This window comes from Xanthomonas sp. NCPPB 2864 (genome assembly GCF_056675615.1).
Genome location: NZ_JBWWVS010000008.1, coordinates 67,347 through 89,526, shown reverse-complemented (window position 1 = coordinate 89,526; position 22,180 = coordinate 67,347). Strand labels below are relative to the sequence as shown.

Sequence of the window (22,180 nt, the reverse complement as noted above, 5' to 3'; positions counted from 1 at the left end):
CCATAGGAGAAGGGGCCGACGAATGCCGGCCCCGTTGGGTGGGTTACTCGGTGACGCGGACGGAGTGGTCCGGACGCACCGTCGCCATGCCGTACAGCACGTCGATACGGGTGCTTTCGATGTCGTTCTTGCCGTCGGCGAACTGCATCACGCGCACCGAGACGTTCTTGGCGGTGGCGGTGTAGCCCTCCAGGCCAGCCAGCACCGGCAGCGGCGCATAGGCCACCGCGAACGCGTCCTTGTGGAACGCCAGGTTCTGGCGGTAACCGGTGGACGGCGCGCCGACCAGCGTCAGTGCAGCGCCGTTGGCCGGCGAGGCGGTCACGGTGCCGATCAAGATGCTGGTGGTCGGTGCGATTTCCGGATAGATCGATACCGTGCCGGCGCCGCCCGCGTAGTCCGCCGCCACCAGGAACTGGCGCAGCTTGCCGGTGCTCTGCCCGGTGATCGGGTGCACTGCGAAGACGCCGGCCAGGGTGAAGACCGTGCCGCGGGTCAGCGCGCCGGTGCCAGTGCCCACCACCAGGCCGGTGCCGGTCTGGTTCGCGCCGTTGACGACGTAGCCGCTACCCGCGCCCAGCGTCAGCACCGGCATCGACTGGTTCTCGAAGAAAGTGAACCCCGAGAAGTCGCCGACCGCGCCCATGCGGTAGATGTCGGAGATGTCGCGCTGCGCGTTGAACAGCGTGCTGTTCGCTTCGCTCAGCTCCAGATTGGCGTCGGAGCTGAAAAGCACGCTGCGGTTGCCGTCCGGGGCCAGGAAGCGCTCCAGCGAGGCGCGTGCCTGACCGTAGGTGCGGCGGGTGTTCGGCACGGTGCCCGGCGTGCCAACCACGTTGGGTGTGGAGCGCGCCATGCGCACCAGCAGATCGGCGTTCATCACCGAGCGCAGGGACTGCATCGCCGGAGCCAGAAAGCGCTCCTTGAAGTCGCTCAGGCTCAGCAGCTTTTCCTTGGCGGTGAAGGTGAGCGGGACGTGCTTCTGCGTGTCCAGGGTCAGATTGACCTTCTTCTCCACCAGGTCGGGCGCGTTGCCGCCGCCGGCGAAGACGGGGCCGTCAAAGGTGACCGGCACCGGCGGGATGCCGATCTGCACCGTGTCGCCCTTCTTGTAGCCGTTAACCGTCTCGGTGAACTCGCCCTTGCGGCCGGTGTTCACGTTCTTTACGACGGTATCTTCTTCCACCAGCATCTTCGCCGCCTCGCGGGCGATCATCTGGTGGGTGAGGATGGTGTTTGCCATGTTGCAGGTGTCCTTATGGGATTAGCGCTTGCGTCGGCGTTCGACTTCGCGCTCGTACCACTCGTCGTCGGTCAGCTTCTCCGGCGGGGTTTCCGTAGGAGAGCGGCCGCCGACGCGCGGTGCAGGCGCGGGCGCTTGGGAAATGGGTTTGGTTGATTGGGCGGCGATTGCCGGGGCTGCCAGCGCGTTTGCCTGTTGGGCAGTTGCGCCGGCGTCCGACTGCGCATCGCTCATGCGCGAGGCAAAGCGGGCCAGCGCCCGCTCCATCAGCTCGGGGCGCGTCTGCGCCAGGTTGAACAGCTCGTCTTCGTTCTGGGCGAGCTGATAGGCAATCTCGGGGCCTTTCTCGTGCCCCATGATCGCGGCTTGAAGCTCGGGCGGCAGCAATACCGGATCGATCGAGCCGACGACCTCAAGATAATCATCGTGGACGGCGGCGAATGCGCTTGCGCGCTCCTGGTAGGCGTTGACGGCCTGCTGCTGTTTCTGTGCTTCTGCCTGGGTCTTCTGTTCGTTCTCCCACTGGGTGCGCGCCTGCTGCAGGGCATATTCGCGGGAGGCCTTCTCGTAGGCTTCCTGGTCGTAGCCGTGGTCCTGCAGAGTCGGTTCCTTCGGAGCAACCGGCTTGGGCTGGCGCGCTTCGTACTCGGCCGCCTTGCGCCGCAGTTCCGCGTTTTCTGCGTTGATGCGGTCGATGTAGGCCTTGGTGCGGTTCTTCTTCCGCTCCGATTCCTGCTGCGCCTTCTCGGCCGCAGCCTTGTCCGCTGCAGCCTTATCGGCATCGGCCTGCGGCTGGTTGGCGCCCTGCTGCAGATCCGCTTCCGCGTCGCTGCGCGGGGCCGGCTGCTGCTGGGTGGTGGTGGCGGTGTTCCCTTCGGCCGCGGTCTGGCCGCCCTGGGTCTGGGCTTGGGTGCTATCGGTCATCTCATCCTCTCGGGTTTCGGCCAGTCCGGGCCGATGCGGTCAGGCGGGAATGCCGCCAGTGGGAACGGGCAAAGAAAAACCGCCTTGCGGCGGCTGTGTCGGGTCTGGGGCGGGCAACTGCATGCCCGTCGCATCCATTGGTGGTGGTTGCGCAGCATCCGGCGGCATTCCGCCCTGCAGCTGGGCCAGGATCTGCGGCAGAAGCTGCTGCAGCTGGAGCTGCTGCGCCACCGTCATGTTCTCCAGCTGCTGGCCCTCGGCCTGCGCGCCGTACAGCTGCGCCTGCGCGATGATCTTCTGCGCGTCGGCCATCAGCTTCGGGTCGGGCTGCGCGGGCGCCGGCGGCTCCTCGCCATCCTTGGGTTGCACGACGCCCTGCGCGACCAGGATCTTGCGGAATGCCGCGTCCAGCTCCTCGACGCCCGGCAGATCCATGTTCTTGACCGCCATGTACGCCATCAGCGCGCCGATCTGCGGCGGCAAGCCGCTGCCCATCTGGCCGAGCATCTGGGTAAAGGCTTCGACGGCTTCCATGCGCTGGGTGGCAAAGCTGGGCCCGATGGTCGTCTCGATGCTGTACTTACCCTTGCGCACGTCGTTCAACACAACGGTCTGCCCGGTCGCCGGGTCGGTGACCTCCTGATACAGCTGCTTGAACTTCTCGCCGCCATCCGGTCCCAGGATGCGCACCACGCGCGGCGTGTCCATCACACGCGGGATCATGTCCACGAGAATCTCGTAGCTGTAGCGGATCGCGTAGGACAGGTTGTCGCTGTAGTTGTAGGTCGCCGTCGCGCCCTGCTGCTGACGCGCCAGGATGCCGCGGCCGCTGGTTTCATTCGACTGCGCGCCCAGGCTGGCGTTATGCAGCCCGGTGTTGGCCTTGATGTCCTCGTTGTCCAGCCCAGCCAGCTGCAGCAGCGCAACCGGCAGATCGGCCTGGGCGGCACGCTTCGGCATCTCGGTCGCTTCGTCGGACACCACGAGGTACGGGTAGTCCTCGCTGTTGGCGTGCTTCCACTGATTTTCGTTGCCCTTGATCCAGCTCCTTTTCAGGATAAAGGGCGCCTTGGGGGCCTTGGCCACTGCCTCCACGATCGCCGTGCGGTGGACATTGTGCAGGCGCTGCTGGTCCTTGTTTGACCGCACCATGCCCTGCCAATAGTCCTCGCCGTCGATGTCCTCGATGTTGCCGAACACGGGCACCACCGGAATGAACTTGCTGGGGAAGTCGTAGGGCTCGGACAACCACTGGTGGCCGTTGGTCAGCCGCATGCGCACCACGTGCGTGTCGATCGGACGCTCCCGAACGATGACAATGCCTTGCTGCTGCAGGAACGGGTCGATTTCTTCCAGCTTGATGCGTAGCTGCTTGGCCAGCTCGTTGGCGCGCAGCACGCGGCCGTCGCTCAGCGCCAGCAGACGCTCCTTCACCGGGTCTTTGTACCAGTACTCGGCGCGACGAATCAGGCCGGCTTCGCGCCAGCGGGACATGTCCTGACTTCCATCGGCATCGAAGTCCGTCAGGTCTGCGTCGGGGTGCTCGCGCTGGTACTGGTCGCGCGGGATCAGCTCTTCCACGAACGTGAAGTGACCATCGCGCCGATCAATCTCACGCGCAGCCGGATCGAACTTCACCGAGCGCGGATTGCGCACCGGCTTGATGAAGATATCCAGCTCGAAGTCGTCGTCGCTGGCGTAGTCGGTGACGATGCGCCACACGCCCATGCCGCCCTTGACCGCCTTCTGGTAGGCGATGTCGTAGGCCTGCTCGGCGTTGCTTACCGCCTCGATGTTGCGGCAGATGCCCTGCATCAGCTCGGCCAGGCCGCGGTCGGAATCCTTGGTGCCGCGAACCTTGCCCTGTGGCCGCCCCTGTCGCATCTCGTTCTCGACCTGGCGCACGTGGGCTGCGAGCTTCGGGAACTCGAACATGGGCCGGCCAGCGCGGCGCGCCTTGAGCCGGCTATCCCACTGCTCGCCCGGCACGGTCACGAAGCGCTCATCCTCGGCGGCCATGTCGTACAGCGTGGCGCAGGCGTCCGACGCGGTCGTGTAGCGCCGGCGCATCTCGTCCAGCGTGGTGTCGGTGCGGTCTGCCATCAGTATCCCGTCGTGTAGTCGTCCAGCGCCGATGTATCCGGTTCGCTGTGGTCGGTGCTCAGGTAATCCACGGCCATGAGGCCGAATGCGTCGGCGCCGTGCGACGCCCAGTCATGCGCGGGACCGAAGCCGATGTTGCGGCTGTCGTCCCGCTTCTCGTGATACCAGCCCAGCGCATCGCGGCCGGCCTCGGTGGCGTCGGCTTCGATGCCTTCCGGGCCTTCGCGTGCATCGCGCACCAGGGCGCTGTTGAACCAGACGCTGGGGAACAGCCGGCGGCCAGCCTCGACGCGCGTCATCGCAGCGCCTGCGCCCATGTTCGGCACCACCTTCACCTCGAATCCGGCCTTGCGTAGCTCGCCCTCGTAGCTGACGGCGTAAACCTTGTCGTGCGCGGCACCGTCGTGCGGCAGCACGCAGTACGCGCTGGCGAAGCCGTTGCGACGCAGCCAATCCACGTGCGAGGCCAGCGGCTGGCCAACCGCCTCGTAGTACCGCAGCACCCGAACCTCGCGGCCGATGAACTGCACGATCCAGATGGCGCACGCATCAGCCTTCGCGCCGGTGCCGCCGATGTCCCAGTAGGCCCGCAGCGTCATCAGCGGGTCGGCGGCCATGCGGCCAATCCGCCCCTGCTCCTGCGCCTGTGCCAGCGACTTGGCGTAGTAGGCGCCAGCGACGGCAGTCACGTAGCCACCGCCCCAGATGTGGTCGTACTGGTCCGGCTCCATGCGCAGACAGTCCAGCCGTTCCTGCTCCAGCTCCGACGTGAACCACGGGTTGTCTTGCCAGTTCGCCCGGACCACCGTGGCGCCGGTCGGCAATTGAGGGCCGCGCAGCATCACGTCCACCGGGTCCAGCTTGCGGCGCGGGTTCCACGAGAACCACAGCTCTGAGCCTGGCGTGCGGATGGTCGGCCGCAGCAGGCCCAGCGAGAACGCCGTGGCGCCCTGTGCTTCCTCCCACCATGCTCGCTTGAAACCTTCCAGCGACTTGATCGAGTCGGCCGTGTGGTCCTGCATGCCCTGGAACGTGATGACCCCGCTTTTCGGCGTCTGGATAACCTCGTTGAAGACCTTGAACCCGTGCCGCTCACCCAGGGCCATCTGACGCAGCTTCGCCTCGATCAGGCGCTTGCTCGACTGCTTGAGCGACTTCTGCACCTGGCGGATGCAGACCGACAGCAGGCCGGCGCCACCAGACTCACCAGGCTCTCGCAGCGAGTCCTCGATCAGCATCTCCGCGAAGAAGTGCGATTTGCCCGAGCCTCGCCCGCCGTGGGCGCCCTTGTAACGGGACGGCTCCAGCAGCGGAACGAACACCTCAGCTGTCGGAAGATCCAGGGCGGACAATGCGGCGCTCGATTCGGGTGATGGTTTCGACCGGGCCGCCATTCGGCCCGCTCACTTCGTGCTGGTGGCGGTTGGTGTACGCACCGCCGGCTTCCTTGGCCGCCTGCTCGATCAACTGCGCGGCCAAGACGATGTTTCGGGTGTCCTCGGCCTTCATGGCCATGCGGTTGAGCGCACGCAGCCGGAACGCCTTGTTGGCGATCGGAATCTCTGCGGTGTCGTTGCGGAACCGCTCGCGCGTCTGCGTGAACAGCTCGGCCCAACGTGGCGCCAACCGGGCCCCGGCCTTCTTTGTCGGGTCGTGCGCCTCCACTGCTTGGCGGCTGACGCCGATGCCGAATTCCGTCTTGACCGCTGCCACCACCTGCGATGGGGTATCGAAGCAGGCCAGCTGCTGGACGATGAACGCTTTTACGTCAGTACTCAGTGCGGCCATTGCGCGTTCGTCTCGTCAAGTGGTGTCAGTTTCACGCGGCCCTCAGTAGGCATGTTCCACAGGCGCGGGCCACGTCCAGCCGGCTGACCTGCGGGTCGGTTGCGGCGGCGGCGATCAGCTCCTGCACCTCAGCGCTCGGACCGTAGCGGCGCACCACTCCGACGAACTCCTCCACGTCATGGCCGCGCATGGTCAGGACCGCCTTACCGTCTTTCCGGAACCTCGGGGCTCCGTATGCGTCCTTCTCCTGGGCCAGGTGATAAAGCTCGTGCTCCACCAGGGCGCAGAAGTCGGCATCGCTGCACTCGGCGCAGTAGTCGGCCGCCAGGGTGATCAACACCTCGGGCACATGGCCGAACCAATCCACCATCTGCCGCTCCAGACGTGCCCGCTGCCAGCCGCCGGCGCGGAACGCGACCAGCTCGGCCTGGCCCACGACTCCGCGCCCCTGCTTGGTGAACCCGCTGCCTGCCCAGAGCACGCCCACGTCGGCATCCTGCAGGTGCAGATGGTCGGGGTTGTGCAGGTGGCCGTCCTCGGACAGGAATACGCCCTCCACCCAGGACCACACCTCCGGCGCCGGTGCGAACTGCATCGCTGCGTCCTCGATCATGCCGGCGATGTCCTGCAGGTGGCTCGGTGGCAGTGGGCGGTTGCCGTGCTGATCCCCTCCGCCAGTGAACTCCATCAGCCAGCCACCGCGGTGAGCACCAGCGAGCCACCAGCGCCCGCCTGGTCGGCGAACGGGTCCGGAGACACCAGCACCATGAAGCTCTGCACGTACACCTCGCCGTTATCCAGCGTGGCCAGGCAGCGGAGCATCACCCGGCCGGCGTGCTGGGCGTGCAGCTGCACCTGCGTCTGCCTGGGGGTGGGGATTGCCGCCTCAGACATGCGCGCCACGCCGTCGCCGGCCAGCCGCCACTCCGCCCGGGCGATCGAGCGACCCACCGGCAGCGCGCCGTTGTAGTCGGCGACCACGCAGCGACGCTCACCCGCGCCAACATGCACACCGTGCACGCGGGTGCGGTTGTGCGCCGAGACGAATGCGCGGGACACCCGGCCAATCTCGTCGCATGCGCCATCGGTGGGCGTGGGGCCGTCGCCGTCCCAGACCCACAGCTGCACGTTGTAGTGGTTTGGTTGAAAGCTAGGATCCTCACCACTTCGCGGCGCCACGTACTGCAAATACATGGGCTCAGTCCAAACCGTTGAACCGTCTGTTATGACGGAGGCGGCATCGTTTTCTTGCAGGTCCGTTACCGACTGCCAATTCCCAGCTTCAGACGCGTCGCGCTCTGGGCGATAGCCTTGGATCGGAGTTTGGTACGCATACCAGCCGCCAGCAAAAAAGCTACTTGGCACTTCGAGTGGAGATGGATCCGAAGCGAAAACCGTTATTCCGAGCTTGGTAGCCGGGCCATACACGAAGATTTCCCAGGGCGCACTGCGTGCGGCTGAGCCATCCGGGTAAACCACGGAATCGACAATGACCGCCGGCGTCTCGCTGGCACTGCTGAACTCGTAAGCCCGCCCTGAGAGGTGAAGCGGAACCCAGCCCATCAGCGCTCTCCCAGCCGTGGCCGCTGCAGCTTGGCCATACCGCAGCCCAGCAGGTAATGCGTCACCGTGCTATCGGCTCGACCGAAGCCGAACACCTCGATGCGGTCGGCCTGCTCGGTCCCCAGCACCACCACGGCCTCGGGCACGCCGCCGTACTTGCCGCCCTCCATCGCGTCCGCCAGCCGGCGCAGCATCTCCGGGATGTCCTGCAGCTGGCTGCTCGGCAGGACGTGCAGGTTGGTGCTCACGGCAGAACCTGCCCGGACTCGGCGCGGTCAGCACTCACCACGGCTTGGCAGGCGCGGAGCTGGTCGTCGGCGTCACGCCCGATTCGAACAATTCGGCCCGCAAACTCTTCTCGGCGCTGGGTGGCCGCATCACGTTCGCGGGTGCCGGCTGCGGCTTCGGTGAGACGCTGGGTTTCACAGCTGGCCCACCCGTCGCGCAGCTTGAGAGAACCAGCGCGCAGGTCAGCCACAACAGCATCAGGGACAGCCTGGGCCGCCTGCCGGTCTTCTTCATGCTTGGCTCCAATGTCGGCCAGCACCTCGGCCTGTTTGTGTTCGGTGGCGCGCGCGGCCTGCTCAACCTGTAAGGCCTGCTTACCAGTTGCGGCCTCGCCGGTGGCCACTGCCGCCTCGGCCCGATCACCGCGCCAGGCCCAGCCGGCGCCGATCATGGCGGCCGACCACAGCAGCACAGCAGCAATCGCGATCAGGATGCGGTTCATGGCTCAACCGACCAGCTTGTCGCGCAGGCGGAAGCCCAGCAGCGGCCAGATTTTGGCGACTGCATTCTGTCGCGCGATCTTGCGGCCAAGCTCGGAGTCGAAGTTCTCCGGGCTGGCGCAGGCCGACTCACCGGTGACGGTGAAGCCGTTGCGCAGCCGCAGGACGCAGAAGGTAAGCAGCCGCAGCTCACCATGCACTCCGGCTACGACAGCGTCCGGATTGCAGTGCGCGGCGACCTGCACGCCCTCCTCGGCGGTGAAGAAGTACTCGCCGCTGATCTCCGCCTCGATATCGCTCGGCGTCACGCGCGGCGCGGTCAGGCCCTTGGCCTGGATTTCCTGTTCGATGGTCTGGTCGGTCATGTCGTGCTCCTAAGTCAGCCGCCAGCCTGGCGGCGGGAAATGTTGAAGAAGTAGCCCACCACCCCACCGAGAGCGGTGTTCAGTCCGCCCAGCAGCAGGGCGAACGCGTCGCGGTTGGTCTGCGGGATCGAGACACCCACCAGCGCGGCCATAGCCATGCCGTAGAGGAACAGGATCAGGATGGCGATGCCGATCCGGCCGGCGCCAGCATTGCGGGTCGCGAACGTCATGCGGCCTCTCGCTCAGGTTGAGCCAGTTTGTGCACCTGCTTCATGGCCCACTCGTACAGCGGCCGGTCCCGGATCAGGATGCGTTCGTGTTCCTTGCCGCGCAGGGCGACCACGCCAACCTCGGTGGACTCCTGCAGCGCCAGCACGATGAAGGCCACGCGCTTCTTGAGCGGGTCGGATTCCTGGATCAGGTCCAGCGCGTCCTGCACCATGCCGCGCACCAGATTCAGTGCGCTCGATGGCGTCATGCCTGGCGTGCTCATGGTGCTTAGCGCCATCTGCAGCTTGGCTACAGCACTGTCTCGCGACTTCTTGGCGGGCATCAGCTTTGCGCCAATTGTCCGCCGGCGCGCTCGTATGCCGCCAGAAGGTTGTCCAGCTTGTGCTCGTGCTGGCCGTAGCCGGCGCCTGGCAGGCTCGCCCAGATGTTGGACACCTTGGCGATGGCCTCGCGGATCTTGCCGGCCTGGATCAGCGGCAGCGCACGACGCTCGCGGATCTGCTGCAGCGCGATCTTGTCCTGGCTCAGCGGCGAGAAGTCCGACAGCCCCAGCGTTTTCCGATACGCGTCGTAGTAGCGCTGCAGCAGCTGGTAGCGGCCCGCCGCTGTGGACGAGATGCGCAGCTTCGGCAGTGGCACCAGCTTGCGCGGGTGGTCGGCGTAGCCCTGGAACAGCCCGCCACCGACCAGCACGTCATAGCCGCGGTCTTTCGTGGCCTGCCGGCCGTTATCGGTGCCTTCTGACCAGGCCAGCATGTCGAGGAACGCCACGACATTGCGACCACCGGCTTGCTCTGGCGTGATGGTCGCCATTGTTCAACCTCGGAAATGAAAAAGCCCCGCCAGATGGCGGGGCTTGGGATTTGTGTTTCGGCGAGTGGCTTCTACCGACGCGCGTATAGTGACGAGGAAAACGAGGTCATGTCACGACCTCATGCCGCCTCCTTGCGCACGGCCGCCGCCATCCGCGCCGCTGCCTCGGCCTCTGCGTCTCGCATCCGATCGAACAGCCACTGATAGCAGGCCCGCCAGTCGCGCCGGAAGTTGGCTGAGTCCTTGCCGATGCGCTTGGCCCGCCACAGGTCGGAATTCTTGCTGTGTCCGGTTCCCTCGCAGTCCGTGCAGGCGACCAGCAGCTCACTGGCGATGACCGCACCGCGACCCTGGCAGGTTGCGCAATTCTTCGGGCATGCCAGCTCATCCACGATGGCATGCAGCAGCGCCGGCAGCATTTCCGGCACGCTGTCCGGCCACAGCTCGGCCCGGGCGCTGTCGATGCGCACCTGCGTCCGCCGCACTTCGGCGCGCTGCTCGGCCGTCTCTGCCCCCTGCCAGCGCCGTATCGATACCGCGATGCCGTGATCGACCTTCGCGTCGGTCATGCGGTTGATGCGCTTGCGCCACTCGGTCAAGGCCAGCTGCTGGAACATGCCGGTAATCCGCCGGCGGCTCAGCTTGGCGCCGTCCGGCCAGTGGCACGCGATGAACACCTCGCGGCCCAGCCCTGCGGGAATGAAGGCCAGCGCGCCGGCAATGTCCTGGTTGGTAAGCTCCGGCAGCCCACCCCGGCCAGTGTCGAACTTCACGTTCGCCGGGTTGAGTCGTGCCAGTAATTCACGTACGTCTGTCATTATCGCAATCCTTCAGCTCTGGCAGCCCTGCAAAATCGCGAGGCCTAATTCAACTATTGATCCCGCTTGCTCGTGGCACATCGGGTCCCATGCATAGCGCTTAACCACGCTCTGGTACGCGATGCCCTGAATTCGATGGCCTCCATTTCGAGGGCGCGCCTCCGAATCCCTGCTGGACAGGCGGCTCGTCCAATTCGGCCACCGGGTCCGCGCCCTCCCAGTCTTCGGCGCGCTGGTATTCGAATCGGTTGCGCAGGCTGACCACGGTGCCGGTCTTGACGTTGCGGCCCTTGCCTACGATCACCTCGACCAGGCCGGGCCGATCCGTGGGGTTGTAGACGTCTGGCCGGTGGATGAAGAGGATCACGTCCGCGACCTCCTCGATGCCGCCCGATCCGCGGATGTCCGCCACGGTGGGGCGCCGGCCCTCGGCAGCACCGCGGTTCAATTGGGCCAGGACCACCACCGGGATACCGAGATTCTTGGCCAGCGCCTTGAGGTCGCGCAGCGCCTGCCCGCGCTCGATCACCTCTCCCTGCTTTCCGGGCAACGCCATTTCGTGCAAGTGATCGATCACCAGCAGCCCAAGCGGATCTTGCCGATGCGCGCGCTTCGACCGCGCCACGATCGCCGCGGCCGACAGCTGCGGGTCATCGTCAATGACGATGTTCGCGCCGATCAGCGTCTTGATGCCGGCGGTGAAGTTGCCCCAGTGGATATCCTCGTCGTCGCTCTTGTCGGCCAAGCCCATCACCCAGTCGAAGGGCACATTGCCGATGGCAGACACGTCGCGCGCCGCCACGTCGGAGTCGTTCATCTCCATCGAGAACAGGCCGGTGCGTGTGCCGCGTAGGCCACTGAACCGCGCCAGTTGGAAACCGAGCGTAGACTTGCCTTGGTTGGACCTGGCGGCCAGTACGTAGACCTGCCCCGGCAGCAGCGCGCCGATCGCCTTGTTGACGCCTTTCCACGGCGTAGGCAGGCCGATCTGCCGCTCTCCTGACTTGCGCATTTCGAAGTCGGTGGCCAGCTTTTTGAGCGCGACCTTGTAGGGCTTGAGGCCCACCGCGCGAAGCGGCGCGATCAGCGAAAGGTCGGCGCCCACCTTCGATGCGATTGCCTCCGCACTTTGGCCCTTGGGGTTCATCCCGGCCTCCATGAGCTGCTGCCCAATCTCCACCAGCTGACGCAGGTTGGCGCGCTGCACGATGATCTCGGCATGGGCGATGACGTTGGCCGTGGTGTAGGCATTCGACGCAATGTTGAGTGCCACGACGCCGGCCTGGGCGGACTGCGGGTTGCCCTGAGCGTCCAGCCACTCGCACACGGTGACGCCATCAAACGGCCTGTCCTTCTCGGCAAGCGCAAGAATCGCCGCATAGGCCGCACGATGCACTGGCAGGAAGAAATGCTCGGCGCGCAGCCAGTCCTGCACGTCCACCAAGCGGCTGTTGTCCAGCATTAGTGCAGCCAGGGCGCTCTCCTCAGCCTCGCGGCTGTGAGGAGGTTCAAGCAGCTGACAGCGCGCCGCGTCGTCGTAGAGCTCCATGTCGCGGTCGTAGATCATGCGACCCTCCGGCGATTTTCGTAGGTGCCCTCGATCGTCTTAGCGAAGTTCTCCGGGCAGATCAGCCACGCCAGATCAGCAACAAAATCAGTCTTCTTGCCCATCAGGAAATCGCTCTGCGCGACGTAGTTGAAGAACCGCCACCACCAATCTAGGCTTTGCCGATCGGGATCTTCTCGCCACCTAGCCTGCAGGTTTTTCTCGCGCCGGCCCTGCCAGATCCGCACGCCGCGCAGCGTTGGCAACAACTCGTGGTAAAGCGCGATGATTTCGCCGTGTGGGCAAGGAGGCGTAGCCCTACGCGTCGGCTTCACCTGCTGCTGGCCGCCCAGCAGGTCGCTGCTAGCACGATCGTGCTGGTCTTCTCCGTCGCCGGCATGGTCCTCAGCAGCGGCAGCGCCGAGCGCTGTGGACGAATCCGCGTCAGCGGATTTGTTCTTAGGTTTATCTTCCTGGTTAGATTCCTGGTTTGTAGCCCGATTTGGGCCCACCCCCGGTCCAATCTGGGCTGACCCCCCAGCCCGATTTGGGCCCCCCCCCTCTAAATTGAGGTCGTATTGGTTGGGCAGTGACACCCCATCCAGACTGCTCGCGATGATCCTCAGCAGTCCTCGCTCGGCGAGCGCGGCAAGGTGGCGTTTCAGCGTGGACACACCCATCGAGCACTCGGCGGAAAGCCTCTTGTGCGATGGGTTGCAGCGGCCACTGTGTGCGTTGCAGCAGTTGGCGAGCATCAGCAGCACCAGTTTCTCGCCCGGCGAGTTGCATTGCTGGCTTACGGCCCACGTCATAGCCTGAAAGCTCACGCCGTCACCGCCTCGCCGAACTCGGCGAGCATCAACGCCCTGTACTGCTGCAGATGCGCCGCGGTGATCCACCGCTTCTCTGCAACGTGGCGCGCAATTTCCAGCGCCTGCTGCACGCTCCGGATGCTCGGGTCGTACTCGAAGCCGGGGCGCGCCGGATCGGTGAAAATCGCAAACACCACGTCATCGATGCGCTCAATGCGCACCAGCGACGGCGTGCAGTCGGTTGAATTCTTGCTCGGGGTTTCGTTGGATGGCATAGTGGCCTCGGTCTCAACGAAGCCTCCGCACATGTCTGCCCGACAGCGGGGGCTTCGTCGTATCTGGACGAATGGTTTGTCGAGCCGTCGAAACGGCCCGCCTCTTCGCGCCAGACACCAATGCACCCCACTACCGTGCACCGGGTGGCAGCCGTCCTTGCACCCATCGCACCCCAGTCCTTGGGGCGAGTTATTCGATATCGATCAGATCGGTTTGCTGGTCACGGGATCGCTTGGCTGAACCGGCGGGGCCTCAATGGCAGACCCACCCGCAACGCCGCCCCGCAGGCTCGGAACAGGAAAGATGTCTGGCCTGAGCGCATGCCTCGGCACGCCGGTGGCCGCTTCGATCGCCGCGCAGCGCTCAGCAGGGATTCGCTTGCGCGCGTACCAGCCGAAGATAGAAGGAGGTTTGATGCCAAGAGCCCGCGCCAATGCTGCGGGCCCCTGGGCAATCTCAATGGCGAGGTCGAGCGCTTTCATGTCCATGGCGATTATGTTAGCCCACAGCTAACATATTGCGCAAGCCGCTAATCAACCAATGTGTTAGTCTTTGGCTAACCAAATAGGTGATATTGGCAATGGACATTGGTGAAATTCGGCAAAGGAACTTCCGGCACCTGATCAGTCAGCTTGAGGCTGACGGGATCACGAAAAGGCGCGACCAGGGCGAGAAGCTGGGCGGATTTCTGTCCGCGTCGTATGTCTCCCAGCTGCTAGCCGGCAAGTACATAGGCGACGAAGTTGCCAGCAAGATCTGCGAGGCGCTTGGCCTCCAACGCGGTTGGATGGACCGCCCACAGTGGACTGGATCCATCGAGCACCAAGTGTCAGACGCTACAGCGAAGTCCGCCTATGTCCGAGTGCAGCAGCTGGATGCGGAGGCCGACATGGGCGACGGCCGAGTCAACGCTGACTACCCCGAGGTGATCCATTCGATCGACTTCACGCCGGCCTACATCCGATCGATCGTCGGGTTCGTGCCGCAGCCTGGACGCTTGGTACTGGTGACCGGCCGCGGCGACTCGATGATCCCTATCATCCAGCCAGGCGAGTCGCTGATCGTGGACACCGGCATCTCGACGTTTGATGGCGATGGCATCTACCTGATCAACACCGGCAATGGCCAGCAGATCAAGGGCCTGCAGGATCGCGGCGACGCGATCTATGTGGTCAGTGCCAATACAGTGCTCTATCCCGCGTTCCCGCTCCCACGCGGCGCAGTCGTGGGGGGGAAGGTCCATCTCCGCAACAGGATTGACCGCCTTAATTAAAAGCAAAAACCCAGCCGGAGCGGGGGTGAGTGTCAGGCGGCGATGGCAAAATCTAGATTGATGGCGCCGCCCTGGTAGATCAGAACCGATGCTGTATCAGCGAAGAATCCGCTTGCGCGGTCTGCGTCGCGCGACGCCTCCAGCACTGCAATTACGGGCGCATCTTGCCGAGCTGCGCGCAGGTCTTTGAACTTGCCGCCAGCCTCATAGACCGCCTTCCACTGGATCACTCCTGAGTCGGCGGCGATCGGCTGGACATAGGCGCGTCGCTCGCGCCCGATGTCCAGTGCATACGGGAACCGAATTTGGTGGCCGCTGAGTCCAGTCACCTCCGCGCGTTTCAGTAGGCGATCGCCGTACCTTTTCGCCAACGCCGCGCCTACGATTCGGGCAAAGCGTTCTTCATCACGAGGGCGATGTTTCAGCCCCTTTGCGGCGATGGCAGACACAGCTTGCAAATACTGGCTCAGAACTCCGGTCAGCTCGCCATCGTCGCACGTGACGCTGATTACGCCATCGTCGTTCAGCGAAAGACCATGTTCTTCGGCGATCGACCGGTAGGCCTTCATGCGCGCCGCAGTGATGTCGGCGCCCGCAGCGGCAACGTGAAACGCCACATCGCCGTCATCGGTGACGACAAATCGCCCTGGCCCAGATTCTAGGACGTAGGCGCCGATCAAAGTCCCGTCCAGCGGGAACGCCAAGGGCGACTCGATGTACCCCGATACAGCACTGATCGCGGTGTAGTGCCCACAGATGGCATGTGCTAGTGAGTCGTGGTTCATAGTGGAAGTTCGCGCTGACCTGGCGGAAGGCTGAAGACGGGAGCGTTCTCGATACCGGCGTGACTTAGGAAGGTAGCCCAGTGCGCCGAAAATTCGGCTGACTCCAGTGGCTCAGCATATCCGCAAACGGCATCGTCGCTAATAGTGTGCAGGTGCGGATGACCCACCAGTTCTAGATAGTGTTGACGCCCCACGCCAACTTCGTTTCTGTGGCGTGTGGCGCCGTTCTCGTCGAGGCCCAAGATCCGATGATTTCGGTAAAAGAGGCTTAGAGACAGCTTGTCCGGCACGCCTTCGATGGTGGATTCCTTATAGTAGGCCTCGACGTAGAGGGTGTCCGGCGTATGGCCTTCTAGTGAGAGCGCCGCCCTGAACTTGTATCCCTTCGGCCTGCCGCCAGCATCCACCCAGGCGATCTCGCCAGCTGCGACCCATATCTTTGGCGCTGCCTGCATTTCTCGCAATTCGCGCACGAGCTCCGGATCTGGCGGCATCCTGCGTGCCATAGCTTTCCCCTCAATCTGTCCAGGCACCTATCAAATGGGCGCGACCAATCACCCTGATCGGCTCGCGCTGTGACTCCACGCGCAGCTGCCGCGTTATCTGGGCGCGGCGTACTCCGCAACGGCGTTCAGCTTTGCACAATCCGGAAGCCATTGCAGGCTAACTAAATTTAGCCCTTGACTAATTATTAGCTGAAGGCTAACGTACCCCCATCGCGCCGGATTAGCTGGCAGCTGGGGAGAACGATGGACCTTGAAACCGCCCTTGCCCTGATCACCCGCCACCTCGAGGCAGGGCTGATCGACGCAGACACCGCGCAGCGAGCCAGCACTGTTGCAGCCCAGGATGACTATTACGGCATCGCCGTAACGGACGCAGACCGCGCTCGCATGCTGTCGCTGGCTTTCAACATCCGCACCTCCTGCCCGGTGAGCTTCGCGCCGGCCTTCCAGATCCTGGAGGACTGAGCGATGGCCAATTCTCTGACTGTGGCGCAGGCGGCTGCCCTCATCGCCGAACACCTGGCAGACGGCCGCATTGATCGCGACACCGCCGTCCGTGCCCAGGCTGCCATTCGTGGCAGCTACTACGGCAACCGGATGAGCGCCAATGATCGCCAGCGACTGCTCGCACTGCGGTTCGGAATCGTAGACACCGTCACTCCTGTGCAGGCGCTGTTGCGGCGCGCTGGTGGTGCCGCGTGAGCGGGTCAGCGCTTGCGCTTTGGCGAGGCCGCTTTGGGCTTTCCATGCTTGGGTTGGCTGCTATTAGGCGGCACGATTCCATGTACAAAAAAAACCTTGGCGGTCAATTCGCGCAGATTCTCTTGCGTTCTGTCACGCCACGAGCGGTAAAACGCAAGGGATTCATTGAGCGACGCCCACTCCGGCAGTGGATCCGGAGGTGTCCAGCCAGGCGCTTGACCATCCTTATTCAAATCGGCGGCTTTGGTTTGTGCAGCCAGCGCTTCCATCTCGGCGACCTCACCCCTGAGAAAGTCCAGATGCTCCTTGCAGGCAATCCAGGCTCCGGTCAACTGATTTTCAAAACCATCTTCCAATGGATCCGGACCCGGACCCACGGCGAAAGACGCTTCCAGCCGGTGAACCAACTCGGCCGTGACCGTGCGGTTGTTCGCGGCCGCAGATTCCTTCAGCTGCTCATTGAGAGCTGCAGGAATTCGGAAGTTCACTTGAGGATCGGTTCTGGCCATACCCCAGTTTAGCAATCACGGTGCTTGACACTCCACAAAGCACCGTGCTTTTATTTCCCTGTGCGTAAAGCACCGTACTTGATAGGAAAAAAGTAATGGCACGTTTCGACCCACAGATCGCACTCCGTCTCCCGCAAGACCTCAAGGATTGGGTCGCCGCGGAAGCGCAGCGAAATGCCAGCAGCCAGAACAGCGAAGTCGTCCGAGCGCTTCGTGAGCGCCAGGAGCGGCTGGCTGCTGCTCAACGACAGGAATCCTCCCCGTGACAGACCTCGTAACCCTGAGCGGCGGCACCGCCGTCACCAACACCCTCACCATTGCCGGGGGCACCGACAACGACCACGCCAGCGTCATCAAACTGGTGCGCACCTATCTGGCCGACTTGGAGGAATTCGGGAGGGTCGGATTTGAAATCCAGACCTTCGCCACCGCCGGTGGAAATCAGCAACGCGAGTACGCCGAGCTCAACGAGCAGCAGACCACCCTGCTCCTGACCTACATGCGTAATACGGACATCGTCCGCTTTTTCAAAAAGCGCCTTGTACGGGCCTTCTTCGAAATGGCGCAGCGGTTGACCAAAGTCAGCGACACGATGGCCGTCCTGGCCGACCCTGCAGCGATGCGCGGCCTGCTGCTGACCTACACCGAGAAGGTCATCGAGCTGCAGCATACCGTCCAGCAGCAGGCACCCAAGGCCGCATTCCACGACCAGGTGGTGCAGAGCAACCACAACCACGATCTGGGAGAGGCCGCGAAGCTGATCGGCACCGGCCGCACGCGACTGGCGCGCTGGATGCGGGAGCACCGATGGATCAACCGGCGCGGCGAACCGTACCAGGACAAGATCGAGGCCGGTTTGCTCGACCTCAAGTACAGCAGGCCGTGGACGCATCCGGAGAAGGGAGAAATGCGCTCGGTGACCACCATGGTGACCGGCAAGGGCCTGACCAAGCTGCAGCGGGTCTTTCCCGCAGCCACGCCGGACATGTTCACCGGGCCGGTGCTCGCATGACCCGCCGTATGCGCGCCGCGTGGATCGTGCTGGGAGCGATCGGCGTAATTGTCATTCCGCTACGTGCCTGGGAAATCGCAGCTGCGCACAGCGCGGCGCCCTCTTTTGCCTGCGTCCGCTGACGGATAAATCTTTCCCCACGCTCGCATTTTCACCCACGAACATAAACGAAGGAAACCGGATTTATGAGTAGGGAAAAGCCTACCCACACACGCAGGCCGATCGTCATGCATGCAGCAGCAGGCACGACGATCTTCATCGGGAACGACGTGTCGGTGGAGATCCACCAGGCATATCGAGGCCGCGCACTGCTTCACGTCTATGCACCCAACAGCATGGATGTGGATCGCGAGCGCAATTTTTGCCCAGCCGAAAACAACGACGGCCCGAGCGTTGGCGCGCTCGAGCCGTCTGCCAGTCAGCCCCCAGCATCGACAAAGATTTAGGAGAACAGCAATGGCGACCAACAGTGTAGCCCCCCTCAGTAACGCTAGCGAGTCCGCGCCACCGGCCGGACTCTCTACCCACGCTTCCGTATTGTTCCCGTTGCCGAAAGGCAACTATGCGCACGTGCTGGTGCGCGACAACCTGAACGCACCGAATTTCATGATCGGCGATGTGCTGCTCGCCAACCTGGATGTGACCAGTGCGAAGTGGGACGGGATATATGTCGTCCAGATCGGCGACAGGCAGCTGGTTCGTTGGATTCACTTCAAGCCTGATGCGAAGGCATCCAATCGCATGGCTTACTACGTGTTCTGCATGAGCATGCCGGACTCGGGGTTTTTTGTGAGCCGGGAGCAGTTGGTCGTGCTGGCGTCGATCGAAGCGCACGCGCAAGCCAGGAGGGTCGCATGAACTCGACCCAAGCAGTATCCCACCGCGTCCCCAAGAGCTTGCTCACTAGTGACAACTGCATGGTGGTGCCGAACGATTGGGCATATAGCTACGGCACTCCTGAAACGACGTTCGCTGCAGGTGAGCTGCTAATCGTCGATCTCACAGCCTGCCCGCAGCCTGGCCAGGTCGTCATCATGTGCCGAGCGGGTCGCAAACCATTCGGCAGGTTGTGCCATGTCGGTGCTGCATCTGCGCTCCCCCGTGGCCGATGGACGATCGCGGTACTAGATGCTGATCAGGAAAATCTTCATGGTTTTAAGCTCTGCGAATACGAGTGGTTCGGCGTTGTGACAGGCCGCGTGCCGTCGTCGGCTCCGGAGACCGAAGCGCACGCACAGGTCGGGAGAGTGTCATGAGCATTCATTTGGCCGAAGAGCGGCGCGAGTGGTTCACGCCAGCTGAAAAGCTGCCCGAGCAGTCCGGCAAACGCGTACTCGCTCAGGTTGTGCAAGCCGCAGGATCTTCGTATGCCGTGATCTGCGGTCAACCAGAGGGCTGGCAGTCGCTGGAGCTTGCCACCTTTTGGCGCAAAGCAGACGGGACGACTGACTGGGCAAAAGAAACGGCGGGCGAGGTTGCGCATTGGGCGTACCTCGATGACGCAATCCTCAACACCAGGCCGGAGCCGATCGCATGAGTGTCCATTTCATCAACAACGCGCGTGCGTGGATGCCGTCTGTGCCCGGCGCCTATCGGTTCTCGTGCGCAGAGATTGGCTATCGGTTGATCGACGTGCAGGTGCGTCGCAACGATACAGATGTGCTGGTGGCCTGTGCGCCAGGCCTGGGCACAGAAACCGTCGCAGCAATGCACCAGAAGCTGACGCGTGCGGAATGGGAGATGATCGATGGCGATTGATGCTGCGAGCAAGGACAGCACCCTGGCCGCGCTGGCGGCACTGATCGAGGGAGACCGCTGGCTCAACGCGGACGCCTGTGCGGTCTTTCTAGGCCTGATCGTGCCAGACGGAAAGCCGAACGCCGGCCAGCCGAATCGGCGTGGATTCCTCGAGCGGGTCGCATGCCGGCAGAGCTTCCCTACTGCGCTGGTGATCGGCAACGAGAAAAAGTGGAAGAGGTCGGAGGTTGATCGCTGGGCAGAGGACGAACGCCGAATCAACCGAGCTGCCGGGCCAGCGAAGACGCCGGCTCGTTGTAGTAAATCATCAGCGACTTGAGGTCGCGGTGACCGATCACCCGGGCCAGCTGGAGCACGTCCAGCTTCTTGGACAGGCGCCATATCGCCTCAGCCCGGCTGTCGTGAAAGTGGATGTCCTTGTGCGCCGTGGTGTCGCGCACACGGCGCCACAGTACGTCTCGGGTCGCGTCATCAAGCTGGAAGACCGGCCCAAATCCCAGCGGCAGCGCGCGCAGGATCTCGCACGCGCGCCGCGATAGGGGGACGTCCCGGGAGTCGCCATTCTTCGTCTTGGGGAGGTGGACATACTGCGCGTCGAGGTGGATGTTCGGCCAAGTCAGGTCAAGGATTTCCCCAGACCGCATCGCCGTCTCCAGAGCCAGCAAGAACGCCAGCCCGATGCGCTGCGTTGCCGTCTCCGCCTGCAGCTTGTCCCACACCCCGAACGCACGCGCCAGCGTCTCCACTTCCCCGCTGGAGATACGCCGCGCCCTGCCCTTTGGCGTTTTGGGCCAGCGCACATCACGCATCGGGTTGTCGCGGATCCAGCGCCAATCGCGGCGCGCAATCTCGAGCACGGCCCGCAGAAGGTTCATTTCGCGGGCGACAGTTCCTGGCTTGACCTTCGCCAGCCGCTCGTCGCGCCAGGTCGCAAAGTCGTCCGGCCCGAGCGCTGCAAGTCGGCGCTTGGCGATCGGCTCGCGTCGCAGCGACTTGACCCTGATCAGCTCCCAACGCGATCCAGCGCGCGCCGGTGCAACCTCAGCCTCATAGCGTTTCAGGGCGTCGTCAAAAGTCTTGTCCGGCAGCTTTGTGCCGCGCAGCTCGGCCTCGCGCTCCAACGCCCACTGAGCGGCTTCCTGACGCGTCGCCTTCGTGGTCGAGTCGCGTACGCCATCGACGTACACCTGCACTCGGTACTTATTTCCGTTTCGCTGGATGCTGGCCATGGCCGCATCGTATGGGGAATTTCTGGGGAGTGGGTAGGGCCGAACCGTTGCAATACCGGGCGCCCACGTTTTACACCGACCCGCTGAAACCCTTGCTACCCGGGCGTTTCCGGGCGATTCGTGCTCTGTGGGGACGTTGCGGAGAGACCTTCGTGGTGCCGGCACCCGGATTCGAACTGGGGACCTACCGCTTACAAGGCGGTTGCTCTACCAACTGAGCTATGCCGGCAAAGGCAGGCGCATTGCGCGCCGGTGCGCATTCTAGCGCAGCGCGGCGCAATCTAGCGACCGCTGACGCGTTGCACCTGCGGTGCCCTGCAATGTGCCGATCGCAGCCGTGCTGCGCACATCGATCCACCAGCGCGATTGCCCGGTGCCGCTGGGCAGCAACTGTGCCGGAAACCCTGCACCGACCAGGCTGGCCTGACGGCGCTCGGCACGCTCGCGACTCTGGTACTGCCCCAGCGCGATGGTGTTGTTCTCGCCCTGGGCAATCACGTAATAGTCGCCCATGCCGGCGGCGGCGATGCGCTTGACCAAGGCTTGCGCCGCTGCACGATCGCCGACATTGGGCAGCATCACCCGGAACGTACTGACCCCGGCGTCCTTGTCCTCGCGCACGCGGGTGCGCAGGGCCTGGCCACGCAGGCGTGCCAGCGCGGCATCGGCATCGGCGCGCGCCGCATACGGCCCCAGGCTGGCGCAACGCTCCGGCGCAGCGGCGGGAGTAGGTACCGCTGGCGATGGTTTGATCGCCGCTGCCGCAACCTCGTTCGGTGTTGGAGCGACCTTGGTCGGTGGTGGAACCTGTGCCGACGTCTGCGACATTGCAGCCACCTTCGCGGCGGCCGCATCTATCGAAGAAGACGCTGCCGCTGCTGCCGTCGGTGTCGGTGTCGGTGTCGGTGTCGGTGTCGATGCAGGTGCAGGTGCAGGTGCAGGTGCAGGTGCATCCGATGGTGCGGTGCCCGCAGCTGCCGGGACCATGCCTGCCTCGCTCGCCTCGCCTGGCGCTGCTAGCGATGCTGCCGCAGTGCTCGGCAGCACTTCCAGGCGCGCCACACCGGCCGGCTGCGGCGGTGCCGCCACCGCTGCCGGTGCCGGCTGCAATGCCCACCACAAGGCCACACCGGCATTGAGGACGATCAGGACGACGATGAGTGCGCGGACATACATGCGATGGATTCTAAGCGCGG

Annotated in this window: 33 protein-coding genes and 1 tRNA gene; 10 read left to right on the top strand and 24 right to left on the bottom strand. The window is 64.1% G+C overall.

Annotated features, from left to right (window positions below; genetic code table 11):
- Positions 1–43: 43 nt before the first annotated feature.
- The 18 genes from AC1KVE_RS16270 to AC1KVE_RS16185 form a co-directional block, all read right to left on the bottom strand.
- Complete coding sequence (locus AC1KVE_RS16270) at positions 44–1,243, bottom strand: P22 phage major capsid protein family protein (protein WP_481092628.1); 1,200 nt, start codon at positions 1,241–1,243, stop codon at positions 44–46.
- Between the two features lie 21 nt (positions 1,244–1,264).
- Complete coding sequence (locus AC1KVE_RS16265) at positions 1,265–2,167, bottom strand: hypothetical protein (RefSeq protein ID WP_481092627.1); 903 nt, start codon at positions 2,165–2,167, stop codon at positions 1,265–1,267.
- Positions 2,168–2,206: 39 nt separating this feature from the next.
- Positions 2,207–4,270, bottom strand: a complete 2,064-nt coding sequence (locus AC1KVE_RS16260) for a portal protein (RefSeq protein WP_481092626.1) — start codon at positions 4,268–4,270, stop codon at positions 2,207–2,209.
- Entirely contained in the window at positions 4,270–5,622 is a 1,353-nt protein-coding gene (locus tag AC1KVE_RS16255) for a phage terminase large subunit (RefSeq protein WP_481092625.1), read from the bottom strand. The genes AC1KVE_RS16260 and AC1KVE_RS16255 overlap by 1 nt, the downstream gene beginning before the upstream one ends.
- Positions 5,594–6,058: a DUF2280 domain-containing protein gene (locus AC1KVE_RS16250; RefSeq protein ID WP_481092624.1), complete on the bottom strand. Its 465-nt coding sequence runs from the start codon at positions 6,056–6,058 to the stop codon at positions 5,594–5,596. Before AC1KVE_RS16250 ends, AC1KVE_RS16255 begins: the two co-directional genes overlap by 29 nt.
- A gap of 31 nt (positions 6,059–6,089) precedes the next feature.
- Entirely contained in the window at positions 6,090–6,671 is a 582-nt protein-coding gene (locus tag AC1KVE_RS16245) for a putative metallopeptidase (RefSeq protein ID WP_481092623.1), read from the bottom strand.
- A gap of 74 nt (positions 6,672–6,745) precedes the next feature.
- A complete protein-coding gene (locus AC1KVE_RS16240; protein WP_481092622.1) occupies positions 6,746–7,621 on the bottom strand; it encodes a hypothetical protein in 876 nt (291 codons plus the stop codon).
- Positions 7,621–7,869 carry a hypothetical protein gene (locus AC1KVE_RS16235; RefSeq protein ID WP_481092621.1) on the bottom strand — a complete coding sequence of 83 codons (249 nt, stop codon included), beginning with the start codon at positions 7,867–7,869 and terminating at the stop codon, positions 7,621–7,623. Before AC1KVE_RS16235 ends, AC1KVE_RS16240 begins: the two co-directional genes overlap by 1 nt.
- On the bottom strand, positions 7,866–8,351 hold the full coding sequence (locus AC1KVE_RS16230; RefSeq protein ID WP_481092620.1) for a lysis system spanin subunit: 486 nt from the start codon (positions 8,349–8,351) through the stop codon (positions 7,866–7,868). The genes AC1KVE_RS16235 and AC1KVE_RS16230 overlap by 4 nt, the downstream gene beginning before the upstream one ends.
- Before the next feature lie 3 nt (positions 8,352–8,354).
- Positions 8,355–8,714, bottom strand: a complete 360-nt coding sequence (locus tag AC1KVE_RS16225; RefSeq protein WP_481092619.1) for a Gp49 family protein — start codon at positions 8,712–8,714, stop codon at positions 8,355–8,357.
- 14 nt (positions 8,715–8,728) lie between these two features.
- A complete protein-coding gene (locus AC1KVE_RS16220) occupies positions 8,729–8,944 on the bottom strand; it encodes a hypothetical protein (protein WP_089095871.1) in 216 nt (71 codons plus the stop codon).
- Entirely contained in the window at positions 8,941–9,267 is a 327-nt protein-coding gene (locus AC1KVE_RS16215) for a hypothetical protein (RefSeq protein ID WP_481093075.1), read from the bottom strand. The genes AC1KVE_RS16220 and AC1KVE_RS16215 overlap by 4 nt, the downstream gene beginning before the upstream one ends.
- A complete protein-coding gene (locus tag AC1KVE_RS16210) occupies positions 9,267–9,758 on the bottom strand; it encodes a glycoside hydrolase family 24 protein (RefSeq protein WP_481092617.1) in 492 nt (163 codons plus the stop codon). The genes AC1KVE_RS16215 and AC1KVE_RS16210 overlap by 1 nt, the downstream gene beginning before the upstream one ends.
- Before the next feature lie 119 nt (positions 9,759–9,877).
- On the bottom strand, positions 9,878–10,576 hold the full coding sequence (locus AC1KVE_RS16205; protein ID WP_481092616.1) for a hypothetical protein: 699 nt from the start codon (positions 10,574–10,576) through the stop codon (positions 9,878–9,880).
- A 100-nt stretch (positions 10,577–10,676) separates the two neighbouring features.
- Complete coding sequence (locus AC1KVE_RS16200) at positions 10,677–12,143, bottom strand: replicative DNA helicase (RefSeq protein ID WP_228600131.1); 1,467 nt, start codon at positions 12,141–12,143, stop codon at positions 10,677–10,679.
- The gene (locus tag AC1KVE_RS16195) at positions 12,140–12,949 is read right to left on the bottom strand and encodes a helix-turn-helix domain-containing protein (RefSeq protein ID WP_481092615.1); all 810 of its coding nucleotides are present in this window, start codon (positions 12,947–12,949) and stop codon (positions 12,140–12,142) included. Before AC1KVE_RS16195 ends, AC1KVE_RS16200 begins: the two co-directional genes overlap by 4 nt.
- Positions 12,946–13,209 carry a hypothetical protein gene (locus tag AC1KVE_RS16190; RefSeq protein WP_481092614.1) on the bottom strand — a complete coding sequence of 88 codons (264 nt, stop codon included), beginning with the start codon at positions 13,207–13,209 and terminating at the stop codon, positions 12,946–12,948. Before AC1KVE_RS16190 ends, AC1KVE_RS16195 begins: the two co-directional genes overlap by 4 nt.
- A gap of 204 nt (positions 13,210–13,413) precedes the next feature.
- On the bottom strand, positions 13,414–13,692 hold the full coding sequence (locus tag AC1KVE_RS16185) for a transcriptional regulator (RefSeq protein ID WP_228600134.1): 279 nt from the start codon (positions 13,690–13,692) through the stop codon (positions 13,414–13,416).
- A 98-nt stretch (positions 13,693–13,790) separates the two neighbouring features.
- Between AC1KVE_RS16185 and AC1KVE_RS16180 the strand changes: the two genes are divergently transcribed.
- A complete protein-coding gene (locus tag AC1KVE_RS16180; protein ID WP_481092613.1) occupies positions 13,791–14,483 on the top strand; it encodes a S24 family peptidase in 693 nt (230 codons plus the stop codon).
- Positions 14,484–14,515: 32 nt separating this feature from the next.
- Here AC1KVE_RS16180 and AC1KVE_RS16175 read toward each other — a convergent pair whose 3' ends face one another.
- Positions 14,516–15,187 (bottom strand): DUF1828 domain-containing protein, encoded by a 672-nt coding sequence (locus tag AC1KVE_RS16175; RefSeq protein WP_481092612.1) that lies wholly within the window; start codon positions 15,185–15,187, stop codon positions 14,516–14,518.
- A 77-nt stretch (positions 15,188–15,264) separates the two neighbouring features.
- Complete coding sequence (locus tag AC1KVE_RS16170) at positions 15,265–15,762, bottom strand: hypothetical protein (protein ID WP_481092611.1); 498 nt, start codon at positions 15,760–15,762, stop codon at positions 15,265–15,267.
- Positions 15,763–16,017: 255 nt separating this feature from the next.
- Between AC1KVE_RS16170 and AC1KVE_RS16165 the strand changes: the two genes are divergently transcribed.
- Both AC1KVE_RS16165 and AC1KVE_RS16160 read left to right on the top strand, forming a co-directional pair.
- The gene (locus tag AC1KVE_RS16165) at positions 16,018–16,239 is read left to right on the top strand and encodes a hypothetical protein (RefSeq protein WP_481092610.1); all 222 of its coding nucleotides are present in this window, start codon (positions 16,018–16,020) and stop codon (positions 16,237–16,239) included.
- A gap of 3 nt (positions 16,240–16,242) precedes the next feature.
- Positions 16,243–16,476: a hypothetical protein gene (locus AC1KVE_RS16160; protein ID WP_481092609.1), complete on the top strand. Its 234-nt coding sequence runs from the start codon at positions 16,243–16,245 to the stop codon at positions 16,474–16,476.
- 5 nt (positions 16,477–16,481) lie between these two features.
- Here AC1KVE_RS16160 and AC1KVE_RS16155 read toward each other — a convergent pair whose 3' ends face one another.
- Positions 16,482–16,985, bottom strand: coding sequence for an Arc family DNA-binding protein (locus AC1KVE_RS16155; protein ID WP_481092608.1), 504 nt, complete (start codon positions 16,983–16,985; stop codon positions 16,482–16,484).
- Between the two features lie 95 nt (positions 16,986–17,080).
- On the opposite strand from AC1KVE_RS16155, the gene AC1KVE_RS16150 reads away from it, so the two are divergent.
- The 7 genes from AC1KVE_RS16150 to AC1KVE_RS16120 all read left to right on the top strand — a co-directional run bounded on the left by AC1KVE_RS16150 (position 17,081) and on the right by AC1KVE_RS16120 (position 19,755).
- Entirely contained in the window at positions 17,081–17,251 is a 171-nt protein-coding gene (locus AC1KVE_RS16150; protein ID WP_481092607.1) for an Arc family DNA-binding protein, read from the top strand.
- The gene (locus AC1KVE_RS16145; protein WP_481092606.1) at positions 17,248–17,997 is read left to right on the top strand and encodes a Rha family transcriptional regulator; all 750 of its coding nucleotides are present in this window, start codon (positions 17,248–17,250) and stop codon (positions 17,995–17,997) included. Before AC1KVE_RS16150 ends, AC1KVE_RS16145 begins: the two co-directional genes overlap by 4 nt.
- 185 nt (positions 17,998–18,182) lie before the next feature.
- Positions 18,183–18,443: a hypothetical protein gene (locus AC1KVE_RS16140; RefSeq protein WP_481092605.1), complete on the top strand. Its 261-nt coding sequence runs from the start codon at positions 18,183–18,185 to the stop codon at positions 18,441–18,443.
- Positions 18,444–18,453: 10 nt separating this feature from the next.
- The gene (locus tag AC1KVE_RS16135) at positions 18,454–18,855 is read left to right on the top strand and encodes a hypothetical protein (RefSeq protein WP_481092604.1); all 402 of its coding nucleotides are present in this window, start codon (positions 18,454–18,456) and stop codon (positions 18,853–18,855) included.
- Entirely contained in the window at positions 18,852–19,253 is a 402-nt protein-coding gene (locus AC1KVE_RS16130) for a hypothetical protein (RefSeq protein WP_481092603.1), read from the top strand. The genes AC1KVE_RS16135 and AC1KVE_RS16130 overlap by 4 nt, the downstream gene beginning before the upstream one ends.
- Entirely contained in the window at positions 19,250–19,534 is a 285-nt protein-coding gene (locus AC1KVE_RS16125; protein ID WP_166769600.1) for a hypothetical protein, read from the top strand. Before AC1KVE_RS16130 ends, AC1KVE_RS16125 begins: the two co-directional genes overlap by 4 nt.
- Positions 19,531–19,755 carry a hypothetical protein gene (locus AC1KVE_RS16120; protein ID WP_481092602.1) on the top strand — a complete coding sequence of 75 codons (225 nt, stop codon included), beginning with the start codon at positions 19,531–19,533 and terminating at the stop codon, positions 19,753–19,755. The genes AC1KVE_RS16125 and AC1KVE_RS16120 overlap by 4 nt, the downstream gene beginning before the upstream one ends.
- Positions 19,756–20,012: 257 nt before the next feature.
- On the opposite strand, the gene AC1KVE_RS16115 is transcribed toward AC1KVE_RS16120, so the two are convergent.
- The 3 genes from AC1KVE_RS16115 to AC1KVE_RS16105 all read right to left on the bottom strand — a co-directional run bounded on the left by AC1KVE_RS16115 (position 20,013) and on the right by AC1KVE_RS16105 (position 22,160).
- A complete protein-coding gene (locus tag AC1KVE_RS16115; RefSeq protein WP_481092601.1) occupies positions 20,013–20,984 on the bottom strand; it encodes a tyrosine-type recombinase/integrase in 972 nt (323 codons plus the stop codon).
- 153 nt (positions 20,985–21,137) lie between these two features.
- A tRNA-Thr gene (locus AC1KVE_RS16110) sits at positions 21,138–21,213 on the bottom strand.
- A gap of 32 nt (positions 21,214–21,245) precedes the next feature.
- Positions 21,246–22,160 (bottom strand): SPOR domain-containing protein, encoded by a 915-nt coding sequence (locus tag AC1KVE_RS16105; RefSeq protein WP_481092600.1) that lies wholly within the window; start codon positions 22,158–22,160, stop codon positions 21,246–21,248.
- Between the last annotated feature and the right edge of the window lie 20 nt (positions 22,161–22,180).

Bases quoted from the DNA above. Each gene is read 5' to 3' on its own strand.
- AC1KVE_RS16210 (WP_481092617.1), bottom strand. From the start codon at position 9,758: ATGGCGACCATCACGCCAGAGCAAGCCGGTGGTCGCAATGTCGTGGCG.
- AC1KVE_RS16135 (WP_481092604.1), top strand. From the start codon at position 18,454: ATGGCGACCAACAGTGTAGCCCCCCTCAGTAACGCTAGCGAGTCCGCG.
- AC1KVE_RS16180 (WP_481092613.1), top strand. From the start codon at position 13,791: ATGGACATTGGTGAAATTCGGCAAAGGAACTTCCGGCACCTGATCAGT.
- AC1KVE_RS16230 (WP_481092620.1), bottom strand. From the start codon at position 8,351: ATGAACCGCATCCTGATCGCGATTGCTGCTGTGCTGCTGTGGTCGGCC.
- AC1KVE_RS16200 (WP_228600131.1), bottom strand. From the start codon at position 12,143: ATGATCTACGACCGCGACATGGAGCTCTACGACGACGCGGCGCGCTGT.
- AC1KVE_RS16140 (WP_481092605.1), top strand. From the start codon at position 18,183: ATGAGTAGGGAAAAGCCTACCCACACACGCAGGCCGATCGTCATGCAT.
- AC1KVE_RS16150 (WP_481092607.1), top strand. From the start codon at position 17,081: ATGGCACGTTTCGACCCACAGATCGCACTCCGTCTCCCGCAAGACCTC.
- AC1KVE_RS16205 (WP_481092616.1), bottom strand. From the start codon at position 10,576: ATGACAGACGTACGTGAATTACTGGCACGACTCAACCCGGCGAACGTG.
- AC1KVE_RS16260 (WP_481092626.1), bottom strand. From the start codon at position 4,270: ATGGCAGACCGCACCGACACCACGCTGGACGAGATGCGCCGGCGCTAC.
- AC1KVE_RS16165 (WP_481092610.1), top strand. From the start codon at position 16,018: ATGGACCTTGAAACCGCCCTTGCCCTGATCACCCGCCACCTCGAGGCA.
- AC1KVE_RS16225 (WP_481092619.1), bottom strand. From the start codon at position 8,714: ATGACCGACCAGACCATCGAACAGGAAATCCAGGCCAAGGGCCTGACC.
- AC1KVE_RS16250 (WP_481092624.1), bottom strand. From the start codon at position 6,058: ATGGCCGCACTGAGTACTGACGTAAAAGCGTTCATCGTCCAGCAGCTG.
- AC1KVE_RS16115 (WP_481092601.1), bottom strand. From the start codon at position 20,984: ATGGCCAGCATCCAGCGAAACGGAAATAAGTACCGAGTGCAGGTGTAC.
- AC1KVE_RS16120 (WP_481092602.1), top strand. From the start codon at position 19,531: ATGAGTGTCCATTTCATCAACAACGCGCGTGCGTGGATGCCGTCTGTG.
- AC1KVE_RS16215 (WP_481093075.1), bottom strand. From the start codon at position 9,267: ATGCCCGCCAAGAAGTCGCGAGACAGTGCTGTAGCCAAGCTGCAGATG.
- AC1KVE_RS16185 (WP_228600134.1), bottom strand. From the start codon at position 13,692: ATGAAAGCGCTCGACCTCGCCATTGAGATTGCCCAGGGGCCCGCAGCA.
- AC1KVE_RS16240 (WP_481092622.1), bottom strand. From the start codon at position 7,621: ATGGGCTGGGTTCCGCTTCACCTCTCAGGGCGGGCTTACGAGTTCAGC.
- AC1KVE_RS16270 (WP_481092628.1), bottom strand. From the start codon at position 1,243: ATGGCAAACACCATCCTCACCCACCAGATGATCGCCCGCGAGGCGGCG.
- AC1KVE_RS16190 (WP_481092614.1), bottom strand. From the start codon at position 13,209: ATGCCATCCAACGAAACCCCGAGCAAGAATTCAACCGACTGCACGCCG.
- AC1KVE_RS16130 (WP_481092603.1), top strand. From the start codon at position 18,852: ATGAACTCGACCCAAGCAGTATCCCACCGCGTCCCCAAGAGCTTGCTC.
- AC1KVE_RS16105 (WP_481092600.1), bottom strand. From the start codon at position 22,160: ATGTATGTCCGCGCACTCATCGTCGTCCTGATCGTCCTCAATGCCGGT.
- AC1KVE_RS16160 (WP_481092609.1), top strand. From the start codon at position 16,243: ATGGCCAATTCTCTGACTGTGGCGCAGGCGGCTGCCCTCATCGCCGAA.
- AC1KVE_RS16265 (WP_481092627.1), bottom strand. From the start codon at position 2,167: ATGACCGATAGCACCCAAGCCCAGACCCAGGGCGGCCAGACCGCGGCC.
- AC1KVE_RS16170 (WP_481092611.1), bottom strand. From the start codon at position 15,762: ATGCCGCCAGATCCGGAGCTCGTGCGCGAATTGCGAGAAATGCAGGCA.
- AC1KVE_RS16245 (WP_481092623.1), bottom strand. From the start codon at position 6,671: ATGATCGAGGACGCAGCGATGCAGTTCGCACCGGCGCCGGAGGTGTGG.
- AC1KVE_RS16125 (WP_166769600.1), top strand. From the start codon at position 19,250: ATGAGCATTCATTTGGCCGAAGAGCGGCGCGAGTGGTTCACGCCAGCT.
- AC1KVE_RS16155 (WP_481092608.1), bottom strand. From the start codon at position 16,985: ATGGCCAGAACCGATCCTCAAGTGAACTTCCGAATTCCTGCAGCTCTC.
- AC1KVE_RS16220 (WP_089095871.1), bottom strand. From the start codon at position 8,944: ATGACGTTCGCGACCCGCAATGCTGGCGCCGGCCGGATCGGCATCGCC.